Origin of the sequence: Cohnella phaseoli, assembly GCF_003386235.1 — a bacterium.
GTDB lineage: Bacteria > Bacillota > Bacilli > Paenibacillales > Paenibacillaceae > Cohnella > Cohnella phaseoli.
Genome location: NZ_QRDZ01000015.1, coordinates 87480 through 106444, shown reverse-complemented (window position 1 = coordinate 106444; position 18965 = coordinate 87480). Strand labels below are relative to the sequence as shown.

The following is an 18965-nucleotide window of genomic DNA, read 5'->3' as shown; positions in this document are numbered from 1 at the left end:
TTCGTACCGACTGTTTTCTCCTTTTATTGTAAAACGGAAACGGCAGCAGTGGAAAGCGGCAAATCGTCGAATCTCGAAGCTTCCTCTTTCCTGCAAACGTACACGAAGGCCGGCGGCATGTTCCAGGGAACAAATTTGATCGTTTCAAGTTTGAAGTAGTGAGATAATCGCTTCTTCATCTGAAGGGAGTACTGGAAAGCGATAAACAGGCCGCCCGGCTTGAGCGCCTCAATCACCTGACGCATCAACTCGTCTCGTAAGCTTGCGGGAAAATTGAAGAAGGGCAAACAGCTGACAATACAGTCGAGCTGCTGCGTGCCGTTGCGCTCCATTACGCGCAGCAGATTTGCCGCATTGGCGGCCCGCGTGAAGCGCGGATATTTGTCGGCCAGCCGACTTCGCATTCGCGAATCCATCTCGAACAAATATACCTGCGTATCCGGTCGCACCCGTTTCGCAATCTCTCTCGTTACGGCGCCTGTGCCCGAACCAAGCTCTGCAACCGCACCAACGGAAGTCCACGGCACGGCTTCGACCATACATTGGGCGAGAAATACCGAGCTTGGCACGATGCTGCCGATTTGCTTCGGCCGACTCATAAACTTGCGCAAAAACAATCGCGCTTCTTCGCTCATCATGTTCGAGAAACGCTCCTTTCGTTGGAGAGCTTCTCGCGGGCTGTTTTCAGCAGCATTGGCATCAGCTCGCCCGCAAGCCAGAACACAAGCTTGGCGGCCAGAAGTCCTCCCAGGACATCCGCCAGAACATGCTGCTTGATAAACAGCGTTGAAGCAATGATGGAGGCTCCGAAAATCGCGAGCGGAATTTTCGTCCCCCAGCCCAACACCCGAGATCCGTAAATCATCAGCGCACTGGTCATCACATGTACGCTTGGAAAACAGTTATACGGCTGATCGTTCGCGTATACGAACTGAATCAAGCGATTGAACACCCCGTCCGCCGCCACATCGGGACGCGGTACGGTCGTCTGGAAGAATAGAAATACGAGATTGGACAGCAGCAGCCCGAGACACATCGCCAGCAGCGTGCGGTAATATTCCTGCTTGTCTTTTCGCAAAATCAACACAAAGACAAGCAGCAAAAACGGATACCATAGCACATAGGGCAGTGCAAACGCCGGAATAAGCGGCGTCATTCGGTCGACTTCGGTTACGAGCGACTGCGCGCTATCGTTCGGACGATTTTGCAGCACATACAAAACATTGATTGCGGGAATGGCCAGTAGAGCGAGTAGCGGCTTCCAAGCCTTCTTTCCGCGTTCGGCCGTCGTGTCGGCCGAATCGGAATAATTCGGGGTCATCGGACATTTCCTCCTTCAAAAGATGGAATGCTCCGATCATAAAGCAGAAATATAAGGATCGGCCGGAGAACAATCTGAAGATTTTATAAAGAATCGGTCTGACGTCCCCTGCAACTCGTGCGCCTCTTCCCGTTTCGGGAATTTAGCGAGCAGGTTAGCGCGCGTGCAGACAAGCATAACCGGTGTCAGCTTCTCCCTGCTTCGCCCGCTCCGATTCAGGCCCTCCGGGTGAAGGAAGCGCAGCAGCAGCTTTAAGTACGCAGCAGTCGCTCGCTCGAACAGCTTCGAAGGAAGCGGTCTCTGTTCGAAGCCAAGACCGTGCGTCAAACCTCGGTGCAGCAGCGTCACGCCGACCAGCGCCTTGACGTTGCCCAGCTCCGGCCTGCGCTCAAGCGCTTCGCCAAGCTCCCTGAGCGATGACCGGACAAGTCGAGCCGTCCGAAGCGCGGCCCGGTCCGCCCCATGCTCCCCGGTCAGCTCCAATACGAGCCGATTGTTCAGATGGAGCTCGCCGACCCGGTCTCCTTTCTCGATTCGCGTGCCGTCCTCGCAGACGAACGCCGCTCCTTTATGCTTTTTAACCAACAGCTTGCACATGCCGGCTTCGAGCGTATAGTCGCTCGTCATCGCCATCAGACGGGCCATCGCCCTCTCCCAGAGCATCCATACTTTTTGCCGCAGCTTTCCTGAAGCTTGATAACCCGATAACGTTCCTGTTCCGATAGAGCCCACACATGGGGCGTTGTCCGTTTTTGCTATGGAATGCGCCATTTGCTTTCAACCCGCTTTCGCTTGATTTGCGCCGTAATCTCTTGTTTCGTTTTCATTTTATCCTCCCTCGGAACCTTATCCCATCGTTTAGCGTCGGGTTTGCGCGCCGTCTTTCGTCCAGTCTTCTCTAGACCGAGGTCTTGGTCGACCTCGTTTTGCCTCGTCGGTTTAACTTGTGAATTTAAAGCGGGAACGCCGCTCTATTTGCGCCGATGCGTCATTTTGGAACCATTTAAGGCGGGTTATCCCCTTTAATTTTCCAATTCCCCTATTCCAGAGGAATTAAAACGGTTTTTCCGCTTTAAAAATGCCCATCCTACCATTTCGACAAAATCAGCGCGGTTTTTCCGTTCTAAATTGTTCCGCCTGTTTGTTCAACCGATGCCCGTAAAAAAACCGTTCCCCAGTTTTCCCGAGGAACGGCCTTCCGCTTGTATATTTGATTAATAAAGTCCAACCAGCCAGAGTCTCACTCTGCATTAAGCGTGTCAAGAATGCGCTGCGCCAGCGCCTCGCCAATCGATACGGCCTTGAAATCGTCGACGGAAGCTTCCTTGATCGCCTTCAGAGAGCCGAAGTGGCTCAGCAGCTGCTTCCTGCGCTTCTCCCCGATACCCGGAATCGCGTCAAGCCGCGAAGCGACCATCGATTTGGCCCGCTTCTCGCGGTGAAACGTAATCGCGAAGCGGTGCACCTCGTCCTGGATGCGCTGCAGCAGATAAAATTCCTGGCTGTCGCGCGGCAGAGGAACAACCTCGGGCGGATCGCCGACCAGCAGTTGCGAGGTGCGGTGCTTGGCGTCCTTCGCCAGACCGCAGACGGGAACGTCCAGCCCCAGCTCGTTGACAAGCACGTCCAGCGCCGCGGCGATGTGCCCTTTGCCGCCGTCGACAACGATCAGGTCGGGCAGCGCCAAGCCTTCCTTCAGCACGCGCTCGTAACGGCGGCGCACAACTTCCCGCATCGACTCGTAATCGTCCGGTCCCTGCACCGTCTTGACGTTGTACTTGCGATACTCCTTTTTATCCGGCTTGCCGTCCGTGAACACAACCATTGCCGACACCGCCGAAGCGCCCTGAATGTTCGAGTTGTCGAACGCCTCGATGCGCGATGCGCTCGGAATGCCGAGCCAGTTCGCCAGCCCTTCCGAAGCTTTGGCCGTCCGCGATTCGTCCCGCTCGATCAGACGGAATTTCTCCTCCAGCGCCACGCGGGAATTGTCGCAAGCCATTGCAACGAGCTGCCGCTTCGAGCCGCGGCGCGGGAACGCCGCCTTGATCTTCAGCCAGCGGCGCAGCGTCTCTCCGACCTCCGCAGCTTCGCCTTCCTCTTCCGCTTCGTACGCCTCCGCCGCTTCTTCAACCCCCGCGGCTTCTCCCTTTTCCGCCTCGCCGTAGCTTGCCTTCATCTCTCCAACCTTCGCGGATTCGCCAGCCTTTGTCTCATGTCCCTCTGTCGTTTCTACAGAGGCTTGTTTGACTTCGGCAGCTCCCTCGATCGGGGTCGCTTTTTCCGTCGGTTCGCCCTCGACCGGAGGAGGAGGCAGCAGCACCTCGCGCGGCAGCGCCGGATTGTCGCTATAATACTGGGTTACATAGCTCAGAAAGTCGTCGTAGGCCTCCCCGTAAAACGGAAAAACGGACATGTGGCGCTGATTCATTTTGCCTTGGCGCATATAAAGAATTTGCACACACATCCAGCCTTTGTCGACCGAATAACCGAACACGTCCCGGTCCATCGCATCCGCCATATTGATCGTCTGCTTCTCCATCAGCGCTTCGATCGCCACAATCTGATCGCGGTATTCCTTCGCCCGCTCGAATTGCAGTTCCTCTGCCGCCGACTCCATTTTGCGCTTCAGCTCGCGCTTAATTTCCGTATGCCCGCCATTCAAAAACCGGGAAATCTCCCCGACCATGCCGTCGTAAACCTTCTGCTCAATCGTGTACTCGCAAGGAGCGACACATTGGCCCATATGATAGTACAAGCATACTTTGTCCGGAAGCGTATTGCATTTGCGCAGCGGGTACATCCTATCGAGGAGCTTTTTCGTCTCTTGTGCGGCGAAGGCGTTCGGATAAGGTCCGAAGTATTTCGCTTTATCCTTGATCACCCGTCTCGTGACTTCCAGCTTCGGATGCTTCTCGTTCGTGATTTTCAAGTAAGGAAACGATTTATCGTCCTTCAGCAGCACATTATAACGGGGAAAATGCTCCTTGATCAGGTTGCATTCCAAAATCAGCGACTCCGTATTGCTGGCCGTTACGATATATTCGAAGTCGCGGATTTCCGAGACGAGCTTCTGCGTCTTGCCGTCATGACTGCCGTTAAAATAGGAGCGAACGCGGTTTTTCAGCACCTTCGCCTTGCCTACGTATATAATTTTGCCTTCTTCGTTTTTCATCAAATAGCAGCCGGGCTGATCGGGAAGCAGCGCCAGCTTGTTGCGAATGTTTTCCATCGCCTTGTCCCGACTTGCGGCAGCGTCCAGGATGTCCAACAAACGTACCTCCTTCTGATGTCCGGATAGAACACCCGTTCCTCCCATTGTAGCACATTCGCACGCCGTATCGCCTTATCCGTTTTTCCGTTGTCGCAAACTTGTCACCGTTCGTTCGGGGGAACACTTTACAACAAAAAGCGATGTTGGGTATACTGTAACTATCGAATGCGTGTCAGGAGGCTTATCAATGGCAAATGCAAATGTTACCGATCCGCGCCAGCATATCAACGAAGAGCCGCGCGACGATCTGTTCGACGTAGCGACGGGCTTTGGAGTGATGTTCGGCTTCATGTTCATCGTGTTCACGGTCGCGGTTGTCGTTAAATTCATCATTTCTTAATTTGCGAAAACAACGAGCAAGGGGCTGCCCAACGGGCGGCCCCTTTGTATTGAGATTCTTATCAATCCTCTTATATGTCACTTTCTATAAAATGAACAGCATATTTATTCCAGTATTCTTTATACACCCGAACGTTTTGCCCGTCAAAGTTTAATTGATACATTCGGAATGTAACCCGTATGTCTTTAGGCTGCCATTGTTCTTCAAAGGTATATTTATAGCTCATGCCTAACTGCTTCATTACTTCGCCACTGCGAGGATTATTAATATCGTGGGTAGCCGTGATATACAGAAATCCATCTTTTTTTACCTGTTTAACAACAGCTCTGCATGCTTCTGTTACCATCCCTTTATGCCAAAATTCTTTTCTCAACCCGTACCCTAAATCGTGGTTCTCCTCAATGCTCACATTTACATAACCTATTGGGATATTATCTGCTTTTAAGCAAAATGCATATTTATATCCTTTTGATTGCTTGTAGGCTTCGATATATTTGTCTTTGAAAAACTTTTCGGCTTCTTCCAACGATTTCAAAGGAAACCATGGCAAAAAGGTATTCACTTCTTCATCTTTATAGATATCAAATAGGGCTTCTATGTCATTTTCAGTGAATTTTCTTAATATCAATCGTTCTGTTTCTAAAGTTGGCGTATTATGATTTTCCATGTGTGACCTCCTTTCAAGAAAGTTCCTTGTTCCCTTGGATGAATTCCTTCATGCGCTATTCCGTAAAAATGTAACAGGTACTTGCCGATTTTACCGCAATTCTCCCATCGGCTTCTTGAAACACTCGCCAATAGATCCGTTCTAAAACCTTGCCTTCCTCCGATAATGCGTATCCCTTTCCGATTTCCTCTGTACATGCCGCCGTTTCGGATGTCGTCCGGTAAACCGTGCCGTTAAATTGGACTTGCACCGGAAAAAGGCTGCTGTCATAGTCATTGGCGACCGGCTCCGGCTGCTTAGAGCAGCCTATCAGCATAGAAAGGAACAGAATACACAAGCAAAATAATCGTAATCTCAGCTGTAAACTCCCTCCCAATCGACGAATTGGATTTACTTTACTATAACGCAAAAAGACGACGCCAGGACGAATTCTTTGGCGCCGCCATTCTATAAACTGTTATACAATTCGCTAAGCTTGTTTGTATGGTTCCCTCTGCACCTGCTTCGGCACGCTGCGCGAGGGGTCGTCATAACGCTTGCGTTCCTTGCGCTCAATCTGCACGATTCTTCCGTCATGAACAACGATGTTCACCTCGCCGTATTCCAATCCGTTCACCTGCTCGGCGATCCGCCCCAGCCAGCGTTCGTCTACCTCCAGCGGTTTAGCCATTTTCGTTCCTCCGTTTCGTTAGGTCTATTGCTCAATATAAGTTGAACCAAATGGAGCGATGCCATTAGCGGGCTATTCTGAGCTCATGCGGCTTTCCAGAATGGATTTGACGATAAGCGTGACGACAGCCAGCACCATGAGCAGAGAGGCGACGGCGAAGGCGGCGCTGAACTGATATTCGTTGTACAAAATTTCGATGTGCAGCGGCAGCGTATTCGTCTCGCCCCGAATATGTCCGGAGACGACCGACACCGCGCCGAACTCGCCCATCGCTCTCGCATTGCACAGGATCATACCGTACAGCAAACCCCACTTGATATTCGGCAACGTTACCTTGAAAAATACCCGCCAGCCCTTCGCTCCGAGGCTGACAGCCGCTTCTTCGTCCGTTACTCCCTGCGTCTCCATAAGCGGGATCAGCTCGCGGGCGACGAACGGGAACGTAACGAACATCGTGGCGATCACAATCCCCGGCGTGGCGAAAATAATATGGATATCATGCTCGCTGAGCCAAGGCCCGAGCAACCCCTGCGCGCCGAACAGCAGCACATAGATCAGACCGCTCACGATCGGCGACACGGCGAACGGAAGGTCGATCAGCGTAACGAGCAAATTTTTGCCGCGAAACTTGAACTTCGTAATCGCCCATGCCGCCGCCAGCCCGAATATCGTATTCAGCGGCACGGCGATCAGCGCGGTAATCACGGTTAGGCGTAAAGCCGACATCGCGTCCGGGTCGGTCAAAGCGCTTAAATAAGCAGCCCAGCCTTTGCGGAACGCCTCGGCCAATACCGCCGCCATCGGCAGCAGCACGATCAGGGCGAGGAACAGCAGCGCAACGCCGATTAGCGCGTACTTCACGGCTTTCGGCTCCGACAGATGCGGCTTAGCCGCCTGTTTTTTCGCAGCCCGCGGATTCGTAACGATACCCGCCATCCGCTCAGCCCCCCTTCACGGCGCGAAGGCGGCGATTGCTCCACCTTTGCAAAATATTAATGACCAGCAGCAGAGCAAAGGAGATCAGCAGCAGCACGACGGCAATCGCCGCCGCTTGCGCGTACTGGTATTGCTCCAGCTTCGTAATGATTAGAAGCGGAGCGATCTCCGTCTTCATCGGCATGTTGCCGGAGATGAACACGACCGAGCCGTACTCTCCGATGCCGCGCGCGAACGCCAGAGCGAAGCCCGTCAGCAGCGGAGGAAGCAAATCCGGCAAAATCACTTTGCGGAAAATGCGGAAACGGTACGAGCCCAGCATAACCGCCGCTTCCTCCATATCGGCCTCCAAATCCTGTAGCACGGGCTGAACCGTTCGCACGACGAAGGGAATGCCGATAAAAATCAGCGCGATCGTAATGCCGATTGGCGTATACGCGACCTTGACGCTCAGAGGCTCCAGCAAGGAGCCGATCCAGCCTTTGGGCGCATAGATGGTCGTAAGCGCGATGCCCGCGACCGCCGTCGGCAGCGCGAACGGCAAATCGATCAGCCCGTCTATGATGCGCTTGCCGGGGAACTCGTAGCGCACGAGTACCCAGGCCAGCAGCAAACCGAACACGAGGTTGACGAGCGCTGCGATGAACGCGGTCGTTAAGCTTAACCTGTAGGAGGCGACGACGCGCGGATCGGAGACGGTATTCCACCATTGCGCCAGCGACAGATCCGCGGATTTGATCGCCAATGCCGCCAACGGGAGCAGTACGATCAAGCTGAGATAAAGAATCGTAAAGCCCAACGTAAGGGAAAATCCGGGCAATATCCGCTCGTTTTTTCTTAATCGGATCATGTTGAAGCGCTAACCTCCTGCCGGCCCTTGGTTAGGAACCCGGCGTATAAATTTGGTCGAACGTGCCTCCGTCGGAGAAATGCTTCGTTTGCGCTTCGTTCCAGCCGCCGAAATCCTGGTCGATCGTCAGCAAATTAAGCTGGCCGAACTGGTCTTTGTATTTGTCGGCCACCGATTGCAGGCGAGGGCGATAGAAATTTTTCGCCGCGATCTCTTGGCCCTGCTCGGTGTACAAGTATTGGAGATATTCCGTAGCCGCTTCGCGCGTGCCTCTCTTATCGACGTTCTTGTCGACGATCGCTACCGGAGGCTCCGCCAGAATGCTCAGCGACGGCGTCACGATCTCGTAGTCGTCTCCGAATTCCTTCAGAGCCAAGTACGCCTCGTTTTCCCACGCCAGCAGCACGTCGCCAATCCCTTTCTCCACGAATGTCGTCGTCGATCCGCGGGCTCCCGTGTCCAGCACCGGCACGTTTTTGAACAGTTTTTTCAGAAAATCGAGCGTCTGCGTTTCGTCGTAGCCAAGCGTCTTCGTCGCGTAGCCCCATGCGGCCAAGTAGTTCCAGCGCGCTCCGCCCGACGTTTTCGGATTCGGGGTAATGACTTGAATGCCGTCCTTGATCAGATCGTCCCAGTCCTTGATCCCTTTCGGATTGCCTTTGCGCACGAGGAAAACGATGGTCGATGTGTACGGCGTGCTGTTCTGTTCGAAAGTCTTCTGCCAATCGGACTTGATCAAGCCCGGCTCCACAAGCGCATCGATGTCGAAGCCGAGCGCGAGCGTAACGACGTCGGCCTCCAATCCGTCGATGACCGAGCGGGCCTGCTTGCCCGAGCCGCCATGGGATTGCTTGATCGTAATGTTGCCCCCGGTCTTCTGCTTCCAATATTCAGCGAAGCTCTTGTTGAATTCTTCATATAGCTCGCGAGTCGGATCGTAGGATACGTTAAGCAGCTCGATGTCCTTCGGAGCTTCCTTCGACGGCTCGGCGGGAACCGAAGCGCTCGGCGAGCCGCTTGCGGCCGGCGTACTTGGCGATGCCGCTTTGGACGGCTCGCCGCTATTGTTTTTGGCGCCGCATGCAGTCAATACGGTTACGATCAATGCCGCAATAAGTACGAATTGGAGATTTTTCAATGTTTTCATGTTTATCCACCCCAACCAATGTCATTTTTGCGCTCCCGTCGCGCCGGATGGCCATTCCGGCCGCTCGGGAACGATCTCGGCATCCAGAGATCCGCCAACTTTGTGCTGTTTGCGAGTCGTCCTTTACCTAATAATCCGCATATACCAAGTAATTCATATATATTTACTTGGTATTGGAGAAATCTTAACAGGGCGACAAGTCGATTGTCAATAAGTGTCTATAAAAAAAACTAATAAATCCATAATGAAAAAAAGTAGCCTCTCTCCGACGTATTTTAACGTCGAAAGAAAGGCCACTTTTCACCTTATTGACGAATAGAAGTCGTATAAATCCGATATTCCCAAGGCTGCAAATCCACCGGCAGCTCGGTGCCCAACGATACCGAAGCACCGTCCGCGAGCTTCTTTTTCATTTCCCGGAGCCGCGATGATTGCGTCCCCGAACATGGATGATGTCGACGAACGGACGAATGCGGTCCATCAATCGTTGTCCCTTGTGCATCTCTTCGCCTTCCTTGTGCGTGAAGCTGAAATGCTTCTCAAGATCCTCAAGGGCGTGATTGGACGTGTAAAAGGTCGGCTTGCGGTTCATCCGATGGTTGAGTATCGCACCCAACACGTGGTCGCGAACCCATGGCGTCAAATTTTCCGCGCCGATGTCGTCGAAGACGAGCAAATCCGCCTCTTTCATCAGCGTCACCGTCTCTTTTAGCTTCTGCGGCTCGAACATCAGCGCCTTAGCGTCTTCGACGAAGTCGGGCATGTAGACGATGACGCCGGAGAAGCCTTTTTTGGCCAAGCGATGCAGCAGATAGCCGGCGAGATACGTTTTTCCGGTGCCGAAATCGCCCTGAAGATATAAGCCGCGCTTCGGCAATCCCGATTCCTCCGCGCCGTCGGCATACTCCTGAAGCTGATCTACGGCCACAGCGCGATTCGGGTCTAAGCGCATCATCTCTTCTTCGTCGTAATACTGCCCCAGCTCGGAATTGTCCAAATACAGGCTCGTCACTCTGCGGCGAATGCGTTCCTGGCCCTCGAATGCGATCCATTTGGAGCAAGGCGTTTTGTAATCGTTGATTTGCCAGCGGCCGTTTAAGCTTTCGCACGATATGCCGGTGGAGTGCCCCTGCATGTCGTTCGGACAAGCCTCGAGTCCGGGGCAAGCCCGGCAATTGCGCGCTTCCTTAGTCATCTGGTATAGCCGGTTCAAGTTAAGCCGCAGCACCTGGTCGTCAAGCTCAGGGTAGCGGCTGCGCAGATCGACCACCAGAGGGTCGGCAAGCACCTGCTCGGCGATGTCCCGTCCTTGCCCCGACTGCGGACCGAACGGCAGCCGGCGCAAAGCGTCCTTCAATGATTCCATTGTCCGCGCCTCCTCATCTGCCGCTTAACCGGCGTCATTTTTTGCTCTTCCGCTCCCTCGCGCGAGCAAGCATCCGCTCCAGCTCCTCGGGAGTCACCTCGTCCGCCGTCCCCGAATCTTTAACGACCGACATCGCAGGCTTCCGCCTTCCGCCGCCGCGTCCGCCCGATACTGCCGCGCGGGCAGAATCGTCTCCGCGATTTTTGCGGTCTAGCGCTTCGTTCAGCTTCTCCTGCTCGCGAATATACAGGATCGCCTTCTCGATCGTATCGATGCCTTTGGCCAGCATGTTCGACGCGATCGCGTCGACGAACGATTTCGTCAGCCGCTGCGCACGTCCCAGAGAGAAAACATAATGGATCAGCACGTTGATGACCGGCTCGGGCAGCTTGTAGCTCAAATCAATGCGCTCGAATACGCGCACGAAGTTGTCCGGCACTTCCCCCGGAAAGAACCGCGCCAGCATTCGGGTGTACGGCTCACGGCGCAGCAATTCATTATATCGCTCCACCGCAATACTCTCCTGAAACCGCTCGGGAATGTCGAGCAGCAGGGAAGGCGGAATTGCGACAGGCTCGTCCCCTGTAGGGCTACCCGTTCGCTCATCGCCTCGGGCGAGAAACCGCTCCCGCTCTTCCGCGCGCTTGCGATCCTGCCTGTACATCAGATTGGCCCGATGCTGCAGGTCGTCCCATTGCAGTGTGCCGTCGTGACGGAACATGCCGTCCTCGTCGAGCAAACGACAAATCTCCGGCACTTCCAAATCGTATTTGTAAGCCAAATAATTGATCTGCGCCATGGCCTGCGGCGCCCGATTCAGCCGCTCGACGAACACCCGGTTCGCCGATCCGCGCGGAAAACGCAGCAGCATTTCGCTATGGCGTATTCGCTCCGCAGGCTGGGAAGCTTTCTGCTCCTTCGCGACGGCGCTCTCGGACCAGCCCGCTTCCAGCTCCGGATCGACAAGGCCGGGGCTGATGCGAAATATTTCCGAGAAGTGCACCGTCGCCTCCTCGCGGTTAACGAAGCGCGCCAGCTCGGGCGGCGGTTCGGAAGCAAACCCGTCGCGCAGCTCCAGCAGCGCGCTTTTGCCGATTTTGTCGCACAGCAGCAGCGTTAGATGCTCGCTCGCGAAAAACTCGGCCGGACTGAGCGGCGCAATCAGCGCATACTCGTACAACGTCTCCTCGGACAGCGGATTATGATGGCGGTAAACCTGCAGCAAGCCGATCGCTTCCAGCCGCGAGGCCGCTTCGACGACCGCCTGGCGGCCGCCTGCGTTCAGCTCGATTCCCAGCCCCAGAAACAGCTTGCGCTGGGACTCGGGAGTCGATATTCCGGATGCGTCTTCGGCGATTTGGTGATAGAGCAGCTGGTAGAAAGCGGCCGAAACGGCCCCCGCCATCGGCTGATAAAAGCCGACGAGCGCCTTCCGATCCAGGCCGCTGAGCGCAAAATCTCTGCGGACGATAAAGCGATGATTTTCCGTAAATTCCATTAAATTCGACACGCGCATTGCGGGATCGACACTCTTTTCTTCAAAGTGATGATCCTACTATTGTAACATATAAATCAAGCTTCGGGCTCGCCGATTCGCTGGCGTTCCTTGCCGCCGAATACCCATAGTCGATATCCCGCATAGTTCACCGCAAGTGAAACGAAGACGGAGATCGCCTTGGCTAGCGCCGCTTCCAGTCCTGCGTATTCGAGCCCTAGCAGCGCCGCCGTAGCCGCGGCGAACGACACGACGTTAACCGCAACGAAGCGAACCAACTCCGCCGCGTTTTTCTGTCCTCGCACCCCGAACGTCCAGTAGCGGTTCAGCAAATAACTGTTCGCAGTCCCCGCTAGATAAGATAGGACCTGCGCTCCCGCAGTCGGCATTCCCAACCCGTAAATCAAAGCACAAAAAACGGCGAAATCCACACCCGTGTTCAACCCGCCCACGAGCGCGTACTTCGCCATTTTCAACATTTCCGATAATCGGAGCATGCGACTCCCCCCGCCTTCGCGCGACTTGGCTTTAAGCCGCGGTCTAGAACATTTTGTATCCGCCGCGCCGCAGCGCGCGAATCGCCCAACCGCTTAAGTACGCACCGACGGCGCCGGCCACGATCAGAATCGTATCGGACACAAGCAGCGATTGTATATTTTCGGTGACGGTCAAATCCTCTTGCCACAGCTGCCAAATGCCGAGCGGAATGACAACGATCACAAACAGCCACAACGGAAACCAGGTCGTCTTGATCAGCATGTTCAAAATAAAGCCAATGCCGAAGAAGAGCACCAGACAGAGCAGCGAGCCGATAATTCCGAACAAGACGCCGCCAAGGACTCCACCGATCATTACGCAAACCTCCACAAAATCAGACTCTTTTCCAGTTTACAAGCTGCTCGGTCCGCAGTCAACGCGGTGCGTGTGAATGAGCTGTGAACAAAAAGCCGAAAACAACGTTTTCCTTCGATTTACGCGTCTTCGGCGTTTGCCCCTCGCTCTCCGCTTGGGCTACAATGGAATAAACAGCTTGGACAAGGAGAGATGACCGATGAGCGAAGCCGCTCAAACATTGGATGGATGGTATGTGCTGCACGACCTGCGCACGATCGACTGGCAAGCCTGGAACGCCGCGACCTCTGAGGAACAAAAAACCGCGCTGGACGAACTTGCGAAGCTGCGCGCCGAATGGACGGCGACGGAAGAGCGCAAGGAAGGCAGCTACGCCTTCTATTCGATCGTCGGACAGAAGGCCGACTTCATTCTGATGCATCTGCGGGAGACGCTGGAGGAGCTGAACGAGATCGAGAATGCGTTCAACCGCTCGAGCTTTGCCCGTTATACCGTGAAAGCTTACTCCTACGTCAGCGTCGTAGAGTTGAGCAACTATATGGGAACTCCAGGCGTGGATCCGATGCAGGTGCCAGAAATTGTCGCGCGCTTGAAGCCGATCCTGCCTAAGAGCAAGCATATTTGCTTCTACCCGATGAACAAGAAGCGCAACCTGGAGGACAACTGGTACATGCTGCCGATGGAGGAGCGCAAGACGCTGATGAGAAGCCATGGCATGATCGGCCGCGGCTATGCCGGCAAGGTCAAGCAAATCATCTCCGGCTCGGTCGGCTTCGACGATTGGGAATGGGGCGTCACCCTGTTCTCCGACGACGCTTTGCAGTTCAAGAAGCTCGTCTACGAGATGAGATTCGACGAAGTCAGCGCGCGTTACGGCGAGTTCGGCTCGTTCTTCGTCGGCAATCTGTTGACGGAAGAAGCGTTCGCGAGCTTGTTGCCTAGAAACTCGGGGAACTGATTCTCAGCAGATTAATTAGGAAGTCCGACGTTGCAGTCGGGCTTCCTATTTTACTTCAAAGTCGATTGGACCTGCGTTTAAAGCGTACTGCGAGTTTCTAGCGGAAAAAATCGATAAGTTAGCCGACACACTGTATTTCCCCTTCTCCAGGTGAAGCTCCTTAACTTCATTGCTATACACATCGCCTGGATTCATTGATTCATTTGCAGGATCAAATTCAAAGGTTTTATATTTAGCCGTCGGTGCGTCCCCTTGCTTTGTAACTACGATCCACATAGAAGGCACTAGATCAAATTGGATTTCTCTTTTTCCTCGATATTCGAGCGAACCCTGGAATATCGCTTCCTCCCCTTCCTGTAGCACCCTTTTATTTACCCCCACCATGAAGTGAAAATCGCTTGCTTCTTCCGTATTGTGAGCAGCTTTATGACCACAACTATAGAAAAAGAAGCAGCAGATGAAGAGTATACTTATCTTTTTCACCAAGCAAGAACCTCCTCCCCATTCAACCAACTTCTACCATACAACATCTTATTGTCACGCATCAACATTAGATGAAATTTCATACAAAATTCGCCCCTCTTTGTCTATTTGAGGCTAAAAAAAGTTCGCGCCATCTCCCCTTTTTCGGGATAGCGCGAACTTTCTTAAAGCTGCTCCTTCAGCAGATGCTCTCCGGCGATCCCCGGCGTCGTCATCTGGATCGGATCGAGAATTTCGTCCATTTCCTCCTGCGTCAGCAAGCCCTTCTCCAGGATCAGCTCCTTGATCGTCATGCCCGTCTTCGTCGCTTCCTTGACCAACTGAGCCGCCACATCGTAACCGAGATGCGGGTTCAGCGCCGTGACGATGCCGAAGCTTCTGTCCACGTACGCCTTGCATTTGGCCCGATTCGCCTCCATCCCCTCCAGCGCGTAGCGGTTAAAGACGTCGAGCGATCGCTGCAGCACTTGTAGCGATTGCAACAAATTAAAGGCGATGACCGGTCCCATGACGTTCAGCTCAAATTGCCCCGCCTCGGAAGCCATACAGATCGTATGATCGTTGCCCATCACCTGGAAAGCCACCTGGTTCACGACCTCGGCCATAACCGGATTCACTTTGCCCGGCATAATTGAAGAACCCGGCTGTCTCGGCGGCAGCAAAATTTCATTTAAGCCGACATGCGGGCCGGACGCCATCATGCGAATATCGTTGCAGATTTTCGACAAATTGACGGCACATACTTTAAGCGCGGCGGACAGCTCCGTATAGGCGTCCGTGTTCTGGGTCGCGTCGACGAGATCGGGAGCGGAACGGATCGGGATATCCAGCTCGTCCGCCATGTTGTCCACGACAAGCCGAATATATTCCGGCGTTGCGTTCAGTCCGGTGCCCACCGCCGTCGCGCCCATATTCACCGAAAGCAAACCCTCGGAAGCCCGGCGGATGCGTCCCATGTCCCGCTGCAGCACCTTCGAATATGCGCCAAACTCCTGGCCCATGCGAATCGGAACCGCATCCTGCAAATGGGTTCTGCCCATTTTGATCACATCGTCAAATTCCGCTTCCTTGCGAACGAATCCTTGGCGCACCTCTTCCATCGTATCCAAGAGCTGATCGGTCAAGCGGTGAGCCGCGATGCGAAGCGCAGTCGGAATCGCATCGTTTGTCGATTGCGACATGTTGACATGGTTATTCGGACTGCAGTGAAAATAGTCGCCTTTCGCTCGCCCCATCAGTTCAAGCGCCCGATTGGCCAGCACTTCGTTCATATTCATGTTAATGGAGGTTCCCGCGCCGCCTTGAATCGAGTCGACGATAAATTGGTCGGACAGATCGCCTCGCGCAACTTCCTCCGCCGCCTGCACGATCGCTTGTCCGATCTGCGCCGGCAATCTTTTGAGCTGCATGTTCGCTTGAGCGGCCGCTTTCTTCACATGGGCGAGCGCAACGACCAGCTCGGGATGAACCGGCACTCCTGTAATCGGAAAGTTTTCCACCGCGCGCAAAGTCTGAATTCCGTAATACACCTCTTCCGGCACTTCCTTGCTTCCGATCGAGTCTTTCTCCGTTCTTCCAGGCATTTCTGTTCCTCCCTTGTAATTCCCTTTCTCCATTCCGCTGGGGACATCTCATCGAAGCCTTTGGTTCACCCTATAAATTACTTCTCCTTCTTATTGTACACTGAAACAAAGACAAGCATAGCCGCCAAAATGCAAAAACCGGATCGCGACCGCTCCCGCTTCCGCGGAGAGCGGCCCGATCCGGCCGTTCGATTAATCGTCTTCTTCCAGTGCGCTCATCTGGGCTTCCCACTCGGCGCGACGCTTCTCTTCCAAATACTCCTGCGTCATCCGGTCTCTCGCGCGTCCTTTCTCCTTCAACCGTTCAATGCCCGGCTGAATGAGCAGATCCACTTCGGCTTGCACGATGGCGACGAGATCGTAGCGCTTCTGCGTCTCCAGATAAGAGCCGACTTCCATCAGCGCGTTGTAACGGTCCAGTTCGTCTCGCGTCAACAGGCCCCGCACTTGCACGCTGCAGTGTCTCATTACAGGAATTTACCTTTGCGCAGCACAAGCGGAATACCGCCGATGATGAACAGATATCGAATGTCGATCAGCTTCTTCAGCCACGACGCCGTACGGCCTTTGTACTTCTTGCCGAACGCAAGACCGATCGCCTCGCCTTTGCCGAGCGATGCTACCGCGCCTTTGTTCGAGAACGCGAAGGACTTGAGCGGCTGATTGCGAATCGATGCGACCAGGTTGTGCGCGCAGTTGACGCCCTGCTGCATCGCGATTTGCGCTGTCGGCGGGTACGGACGCTCGTTTTCCGGGTTGAATACCAGCGAGTTGTCGCCCAGTACGAAGATGTTCTCGTGGCCCGGAGCGCGCAGGAATTCGTCGACCTTAACGCGGCCTCTCATCGTCTCGATGCCGGCTTCTTCGATCAGACGGTTACCGCGAACGCCACCCGTCCAAATGACCGTCTGCGACTTGATCTCTTCGCCTTCGCCGACGATAACGCCGTCCGCCGTGCACTCTTTGACAGCCGTGCCGATGCGGAACGTAACGCCTTTCTTCTGCAGCACTTGCATCGCATACTCGACCAGCTCCGGATCGAAGCCCGGAAGCGCAGTCGGAGCCGCTTCGACGTTAACGATCTTAACGAGCGATTGATCGACGTCGAACTGCTTGCACAGCTCGGGAATGCGGTCGGCCAGCTCGCCGAGGAACTCGATGCCCGTAAAGCCCGCGCCGCCGACGACAAACGTCAAATAGTCCGTGCGGTGAGGCTCGCGCTTAAAGCGCGCGAATTGATATTCGATATGCTCGCGAATGAGGCGAACGGAGTTGATGCTGCGAATGTTGAACGCATGCTCGATCATTCCCGGAATGCCGAACGTTTCCGGCTCGCCGCCAAGACCGATAATCAAATAATCGTAAGAAAGCGTTCCGTCTTCCAGAATGACCTTGCGATCCTGAGGACGGATTTGTACAACCGTCGATTTGACGAAGTCGATCTTGAACTCGTCGATCAGCTTGGAGATGTTGACGCGGGCATTCTCCGGATTGTCCGTTCCTGCGGCAGGCATGTGCAGGTGCGTCGTAATGTAATGATAATCATGCTTGTTGACCAGAGTGACATCCGCTTCATTATAATTCAATTCCTTCTGCAGACGAAGCGAAGTCAAAACACCGCCGTAGCCTGCGCCCAGAATGACGATCTTAGGTATACTGCTCATTGATGATCCCATCCAATCCTTTTGTGTGGTTAGTTTGTGAAAAATTACACAATCTCTTTCGTTAATCCACTTAACGAAATTCTATAGTTGATCATATCGGCTTTTCCAACAATTTTCAAGGTTCTTTTTCATGAATATATTTGGACATTTGTACAAAAAGCTTTCTTCTCTTAGTCGACAAGTTTATAATTGAAGCGTTTAGTAGCAAGCTGCTACTATCGGCATCAAAACACGGAGGTGTCGCATTTTGAATTCCAGTAATACGTCAATCGTGGACGTCGCGATTATCGGCGGAGGACCTGCAGGCCTGTTTGCAGCTTTCTACGGCGGTATGAGACGGATGTCCGTCAGTCTGATCGAGAGCATGCCTCAGCTCGGAGGCCAGCTTGCCGCACTGTATCCCGAGAAATATATATATGATGTCGCGGGATTTCCGAAGGTGACCGCCCAAGGACTCGTCGATAACTTGAAGGCCCAGTTGGAGCTTTTCAAACCCAACGTTTGTTTGGAAGAAAAAGTAGCCCAACTGACCAAGCTTGAGGAACGCCTCTTTGAAATTGTTACCGATAAAGGGGTTCACCATGCACGCGCCGTCATTATTGCCGCGGGCGTTGGAGCGTTCGAGCCGCGCAAGCTGGAGCTGCCTGAGGCAGCCGCTTTCGAGAAAGCGAACCTGCACTATTTCGTCAGCGATCTGGAAAAGTTCCGCGGGCAGAAAGTGCTGATTAGCGGAGGGGGCGATTCTGCGCTGGATTGGGCGCTCATGCTTGAGCCGATCGCCGAACAGGTGACCCTCGTTCATCGTCGGGACAAGTTCCGCGCTCACGAGCACAGCGTCGAGCTGCTTCAGCGCTCCAGCGTTAAAGTTGTCACGCCGACGGAAATCACCGGCCTGCACGGAGAGGGCGCGATTTCCCGCGTTACGCTTACCGACGTCAAATCCGGGGAAACGACCGAGCATGAGGTCGACGCGGTAATCATTAACTTCGGCTTTGTGAGCTCGCTTGGCCCGATCGCGGAATGGGGCTTTGACATAGAGGGCGGATCGATCGTCGTCGATTCCCGCATGGAGACGAGCATTCCGGGCATCTTTGCCGCCGGCGACATTACGACCTATCCCGGCAAGCTTAAGCTGATTGCCGTCGGTTTCGGCGAAGCGCCTACGGCCATTAACAATGCCAAAGTCTACATCGATCCGGACGCCAAGCTGTCTCCGGGTCACAGCAGCAACATGAAATTTTAAGCAAACCTTTCATTGAAGGATCATAAAGTTCGCTTAGGCATCGCTTTTTAAACAATTATAATAAGGGCATCCTAGCTTAGGAAAACCGGTTGTTGCCGGCCTAAGGAGGATGCCCT

Annotated in this window: 20 protein-coding genes; 3 read left to right on the top strand and 17 right to left on the bottom strand. The window is 54.0% G+C overall.

Annotated features, from left to right (window positions below; translation table 11 throughout):
- Positions 1–23: 23 nt before the first annotated feature.
- From DFP98_RS19220 to uvrC, 4 genes are all read right to left on the bottom strand, one after another.
- A complete protein-coding gene (locus DFP98_RS19220; protein ID WP_425455543.1) occupies positions 24–638 on the bottom strand; it encodes a class I SAM-dependent methyltransferase in 615 nt (204 codons plus the stop codon).
- Complete coding sequence (locus DFP98_RS19215; RefSeq protein ID WP_116062221.1) at positions 635–1321, bottom strand: phosphatase PAP2 family protein; 687 nt, start codon at positions 1319–1321, stop codon at positions 635–637. Before DFP98_RS19215 ends, DFP98_RS19220 begins: the two co-directional genes overlap by 4 nt.
- Positions 1322–1357: 36 nt before the next feature.
- A complete protein-coding gene (locus tag DFP98_RS19210) occupies positions 1358–2092 on the bottom strand; it encodes a YkoP family protein (protein ID WP_220377133.1) in 735 nt (244 codons plus the stop codon).
- 469 nt (positions 2093–2561) lie between these two features.
- The gene (gene uvrC / locus DFP98_RS19205) at positions 2562–4553 is read right to left on the bottom strand and encodes an excinuclease ABC subunit UvrC (protein WP_246016601.1); all 1992 of its coding nucleotides are present in this window, start codon (positions 4551–4553) and stop codon (positions 2562–2564) included.
- 229 nt (positions 4554–4782) lie between these two features.
- Between uvrC and DFP98_RS19200 the strand changes: the two genes are divergently transcribed.
- Positions 4783–4935, top strand: a complete 153-nt coding sequence (locus DFP98_RS19200) for a YqzM family protein (RefSeq protein WP_116062218.1) — start codon at positions 4783–4785, stop codon at positions 4933–4935.
- 70 nt (positions 4936–5005) lie between these two features.
- Here DFP98_RS19200 and DFP98_RS19195 read toward each other — a convergent pair whose 3' ends face one another.
- The 9 genes from DFP98_RS19195 to DFP98_RS19150 form a co-directional block, all read right to left on the bottom strand.
- Positions 5006–5602 (bottom strand): GNAT family N-acetyltransferase, encoded by a 597-nt coding sequence (locus DFP98_RS19195; RefSeq protein WP_116062217.1) that lies wholly within the window; start codon positions 5600–5602, stop codon positions 5006–5008.
- Between the two features lie 469 nt (positions 5603–6071).
- Positions 6072–6272, bottom strand: coding sequence for a YezD family protein (locus tag DFP98_RS19185; protein WP_116062215.1), 201 nt, complete (start codon positions 6270–6272; stop codon positions 6072–6074).
- A 72-nt stretch (positions 6273–6344) separates the two neighbouring features.
- Positions 6345–7208, bottom strand: a complete 864-nt coding sequence (gene cysW, locus DFP98_RS19180; RefSeq protein ID WP_116062214.1) for a sulfate ABC transporter permease subunit CysW — start codon at positions 7206–7208, stop codon at positions 6345–6347.
- Positions 7209–7212: 4 nt separating this feature from the next.
- A complete protein-coding gene (gene cysT, locus DFP98_RS19175) occupies positions 7213–8058 on the bottom strand; it encodes a sulfate ABC transporter permease subunit CysT (protein WP_116062213.1) in 846 nt (281 codons plus the stop codon).
- A 31-nt stretch (positions 8059–8089) separates the two neighbouring features.
- Positions 8090–9205 (bottom strand): sulfate ABC transporter substrate-binding protein, encoded by a 1116-nt coding sequence (locus tag DFP98_RS19170; protein ID WP_116062212.1) that lies wholly within the window; start codon positions 9203–9205, stop codon positions 8090–8092.
- Positions 9206–9614: 409 nt separating this feature from the next.
- Complete coding sequence (locus tag DFP98_RS19165; protein ID WP_116062211.1) at positions 9615–10571, bottom strand: ATP-binding protein; 957 nt, start codon at positions 10569–10571, stop codon at positions 9615–9617.
- 34 nt (positions 10572–10605) lie between these two features.
- Positions 10606–12087 carry a DnaD domain protein gene (locus DFP98_RS19160; RefSeq protein ID WP_116062210.1) on the bottom strand — a complete coding sequence of 494 codons (1482 nt, stop codon included), beginning with the start codon at positions 12085–12087 and terminating at the stop codon, positions 10606–10608.
- Positions 12088–12143: 56 nt separating this feature from the next.
- Positions 12144–12563: a GtrA family protein gene (locus DFP98_RS19155; protein WP_116062209.1), complete on the bottom strand. Its 420-nt coding sequence runs from the start codon at positions 12561–12563 to the stop codon at positions 12144–12146.
- 43 nt (positions 12564–12606) lie between these two features.
- Positions 12607–12918, bottom strand: a complete 312-nt coding sequence (locus DFP98_RS19150) for a YuiB family protein (protein WP_116062208.1) — start codon at positions 12916–12918, stop codon at positions 12607–12609.
- 199 nt (positions 12919–13117) lie between these two features.
- Here DFP98_RS19150 and hemQ point away from each other — a divergent pair, with 199 nt between their 5' ends.
- Entirely contained in the window at positions 13118–13876 is a 759-nt protein-coding gene (gene hemQ, locus DFP98_RS19145; RefSeq protein ID WP_116062207.1) for a hydrogen peroxide-dependent heme synthase, read from the top strand.
- A gap of 45 nt (positions 13877–13921) precedes the next feature.
- Here the strand turns inward: hemQ and DFP98_RS19140 are convergent, their stop codons facing one another.
- From DFP98_RS19140 to DFP98_RS19125, 4 genes are all read right to left on the bottom strand, one after another.
- Positions 13922–14362 carry a hypothetical protein gene (locus DFP98_RS19140; RefSeq protein WP_116062206.1) on the bottom strand — a complete coding sequence of 147 codons (441 nt, stop codon included), beginning with the start codon at positions 14360–14362 and terminating at the stop codon, positions 13922–13924.
- A 161-nt stretch (positions 14363–14523) separates the two neighbouring features.
- Positions 14524–15942, bottom strand: a complete 1419-nt coding sequence (gene aspA / locus DFP98_RS19135; RefSeq protein ID WP_116062205.1) for an aspartate ammonia-lyase — start codon at positions 15940–15942, stop codon at positions 14524–14526.
- Between the two features lie 192 nt (positions 15943–16134).
- Positions 16135–16410, bottom strand: coding sequence for a hypothetical protein (locus tag DFP98_RS19130; RefSeq protein ID WP_116062204.1), 276 nt, complete (start codon positions 16408–16410; stop codon positions 16135–16137).
- Complete coding sequence (locus tag DFP98_RS19125; RefSeq protein WP_116062203.1) at positions 16410–17606, bottom strand: NAD(P)/FAD-dependent oxidoreductase; 1197 nt, start codon at positions 17604–17606, stop codon at positions 16410–16412. Before DFP98_RS19125 ends, DFP98_RS19130 begins: the two co-directional genes overlap by 1 nt.
- Before the next feature lie 247 nt (positions 17607–17853).
- Between DFP98_RS19125 and DFP98_RS19120 the strand changes: the two genes are divergently transcribed.
- On the top strand, positions 17854–18849 hold the full coding sequence (locus DFP98_RS19120; protein WP_116062202.1) for an NAD(P)/FAD-dependent oxidoreductase: 996 nt from the start codon (positions 17854–17856) through the stop codon (positions 18847–18849).
- The last annotated feature ends 116 nt before the right edge of the window (positions 18850–18965 follow it).

Coding starts and splice junctions, on each gene's coding strand:
- DFP98_RS19220 (WP_425455543.1), bottom strand. CDS start 638: ATGATGAGCGAAGAAGCGCGATTGTTTTTGCGCAAGTTTATGAGTCGG.
- DFP98_RS19215 (WP_116062221.1), bottom strand. CDS start 1,321: ATGACCCCGAATTATTCCGATTCGGCCGACACGACGGCCGAACGCGGA.
- DFP98_RS19210 (WP_220377133.1), bottom strand. CDS start 2,092: ATGGCGCATTCCATAGCAAAAACGGACAACGCCCCATGTGTGGGCTCT.
- uvrC (WP_246016601.1), bottom strand. CDS start 4,553: ATGGAAAACATTCGCAACAAGCTGGCGCTGCTTCCCGATCAGCCCGGC.
- DFP98_RS19200 (WP_116062218.1), top strand. CDS start 4,783: ATGGCAAATGCAAATGTTACCGATCCGCGCCAGCATATCAACGAAGAG.
- DFP98_RS19195 (WP_116062217.1), bottom strand. CDS start 5,602: ATGGAAAATCATAATACGCCAACTTTAGAAACAGAACGATTGATATTA.
- DFP98_RS19185 (WP_116062215.1), bottom strand. CDS start 6,272: ATGGCTAAACCGCTGGAGGTAGACGAACGCTGGCTGGGGCGGATCGCC.
- cysW (WP_116062214.1), bottom strand. CDS start 7,208: ATGGCGGGTATCGTTACGAATCCGCGGGCTGCGAAAAAACAGGCGGCT.
- cysT (WP_116062213.1), bottom strand. CDS start 8,058: ATGATCCGATTAAGAAAAAACGAGCGGATATTGCCCGGATTTTCCCTT.
- DFP98_RS19170 (WP_116062212.1), bottom strand. CDS start 9,205: ATGAAAACATTGAAAAATCTCCAATTCGTACTTATTGCGGCATTGATC.
- DFP98_RS19165 (WP_116062211.1), bottom strand. CDS start 10,571: ATGGAATCATTGAAGGACGCTTTGCGCCGGCTGCCGTTCGGTCCGCAG.
- DFP98_RS19160 (WP_116062210.1), bottom strand. CDS start 12,087: ATGCGCGTGTCGAATTTAATGGAATTTACGGAAAATCATCGCTTTATC.
- DFP98_RS19155 (WP_116062209.1), bottom strand. CDS start 12,563: ATGCTCCGATTATCGGAAATGTTGAAAATGGCGAAGTACGCGCTCGTG.
- DFP98_RS19150 (WP_116062208.1), bottom strand. CDS start 12,918: ATGATCGGTGGAGTCCTTGGCGGCGTCTTGTTCGGAATTATCGGCTCG.
- hemQ (WP_116062207.1), top strand. CDS start 13,118: ATGAGCGAAGCCGCTCAAACATTGGATGGATGGTATGTGCTGCACGAC.
- aspA (WP_116062205.1), bottom strand. CDS start 15,942: ATGCCTGGAAGAACGGAGAAAGACTCGATCGGAAGCAAGGAAGTGCCG.
- DFP98_RS19130 (WP_116062204.1), bottom strand. CDS start 16,410: ATGAGACACTGCAGCGTGCAAGTGCGGGGCCTGTTGACGCGAGACGAA.
- DFP98_RS19125 (WP_116062203.1), bottom strand. CDS start 17,606: ATGAGCAGTATACCTAAGATCGTCATTCTGGGCGCAGGCTACGGCGGT.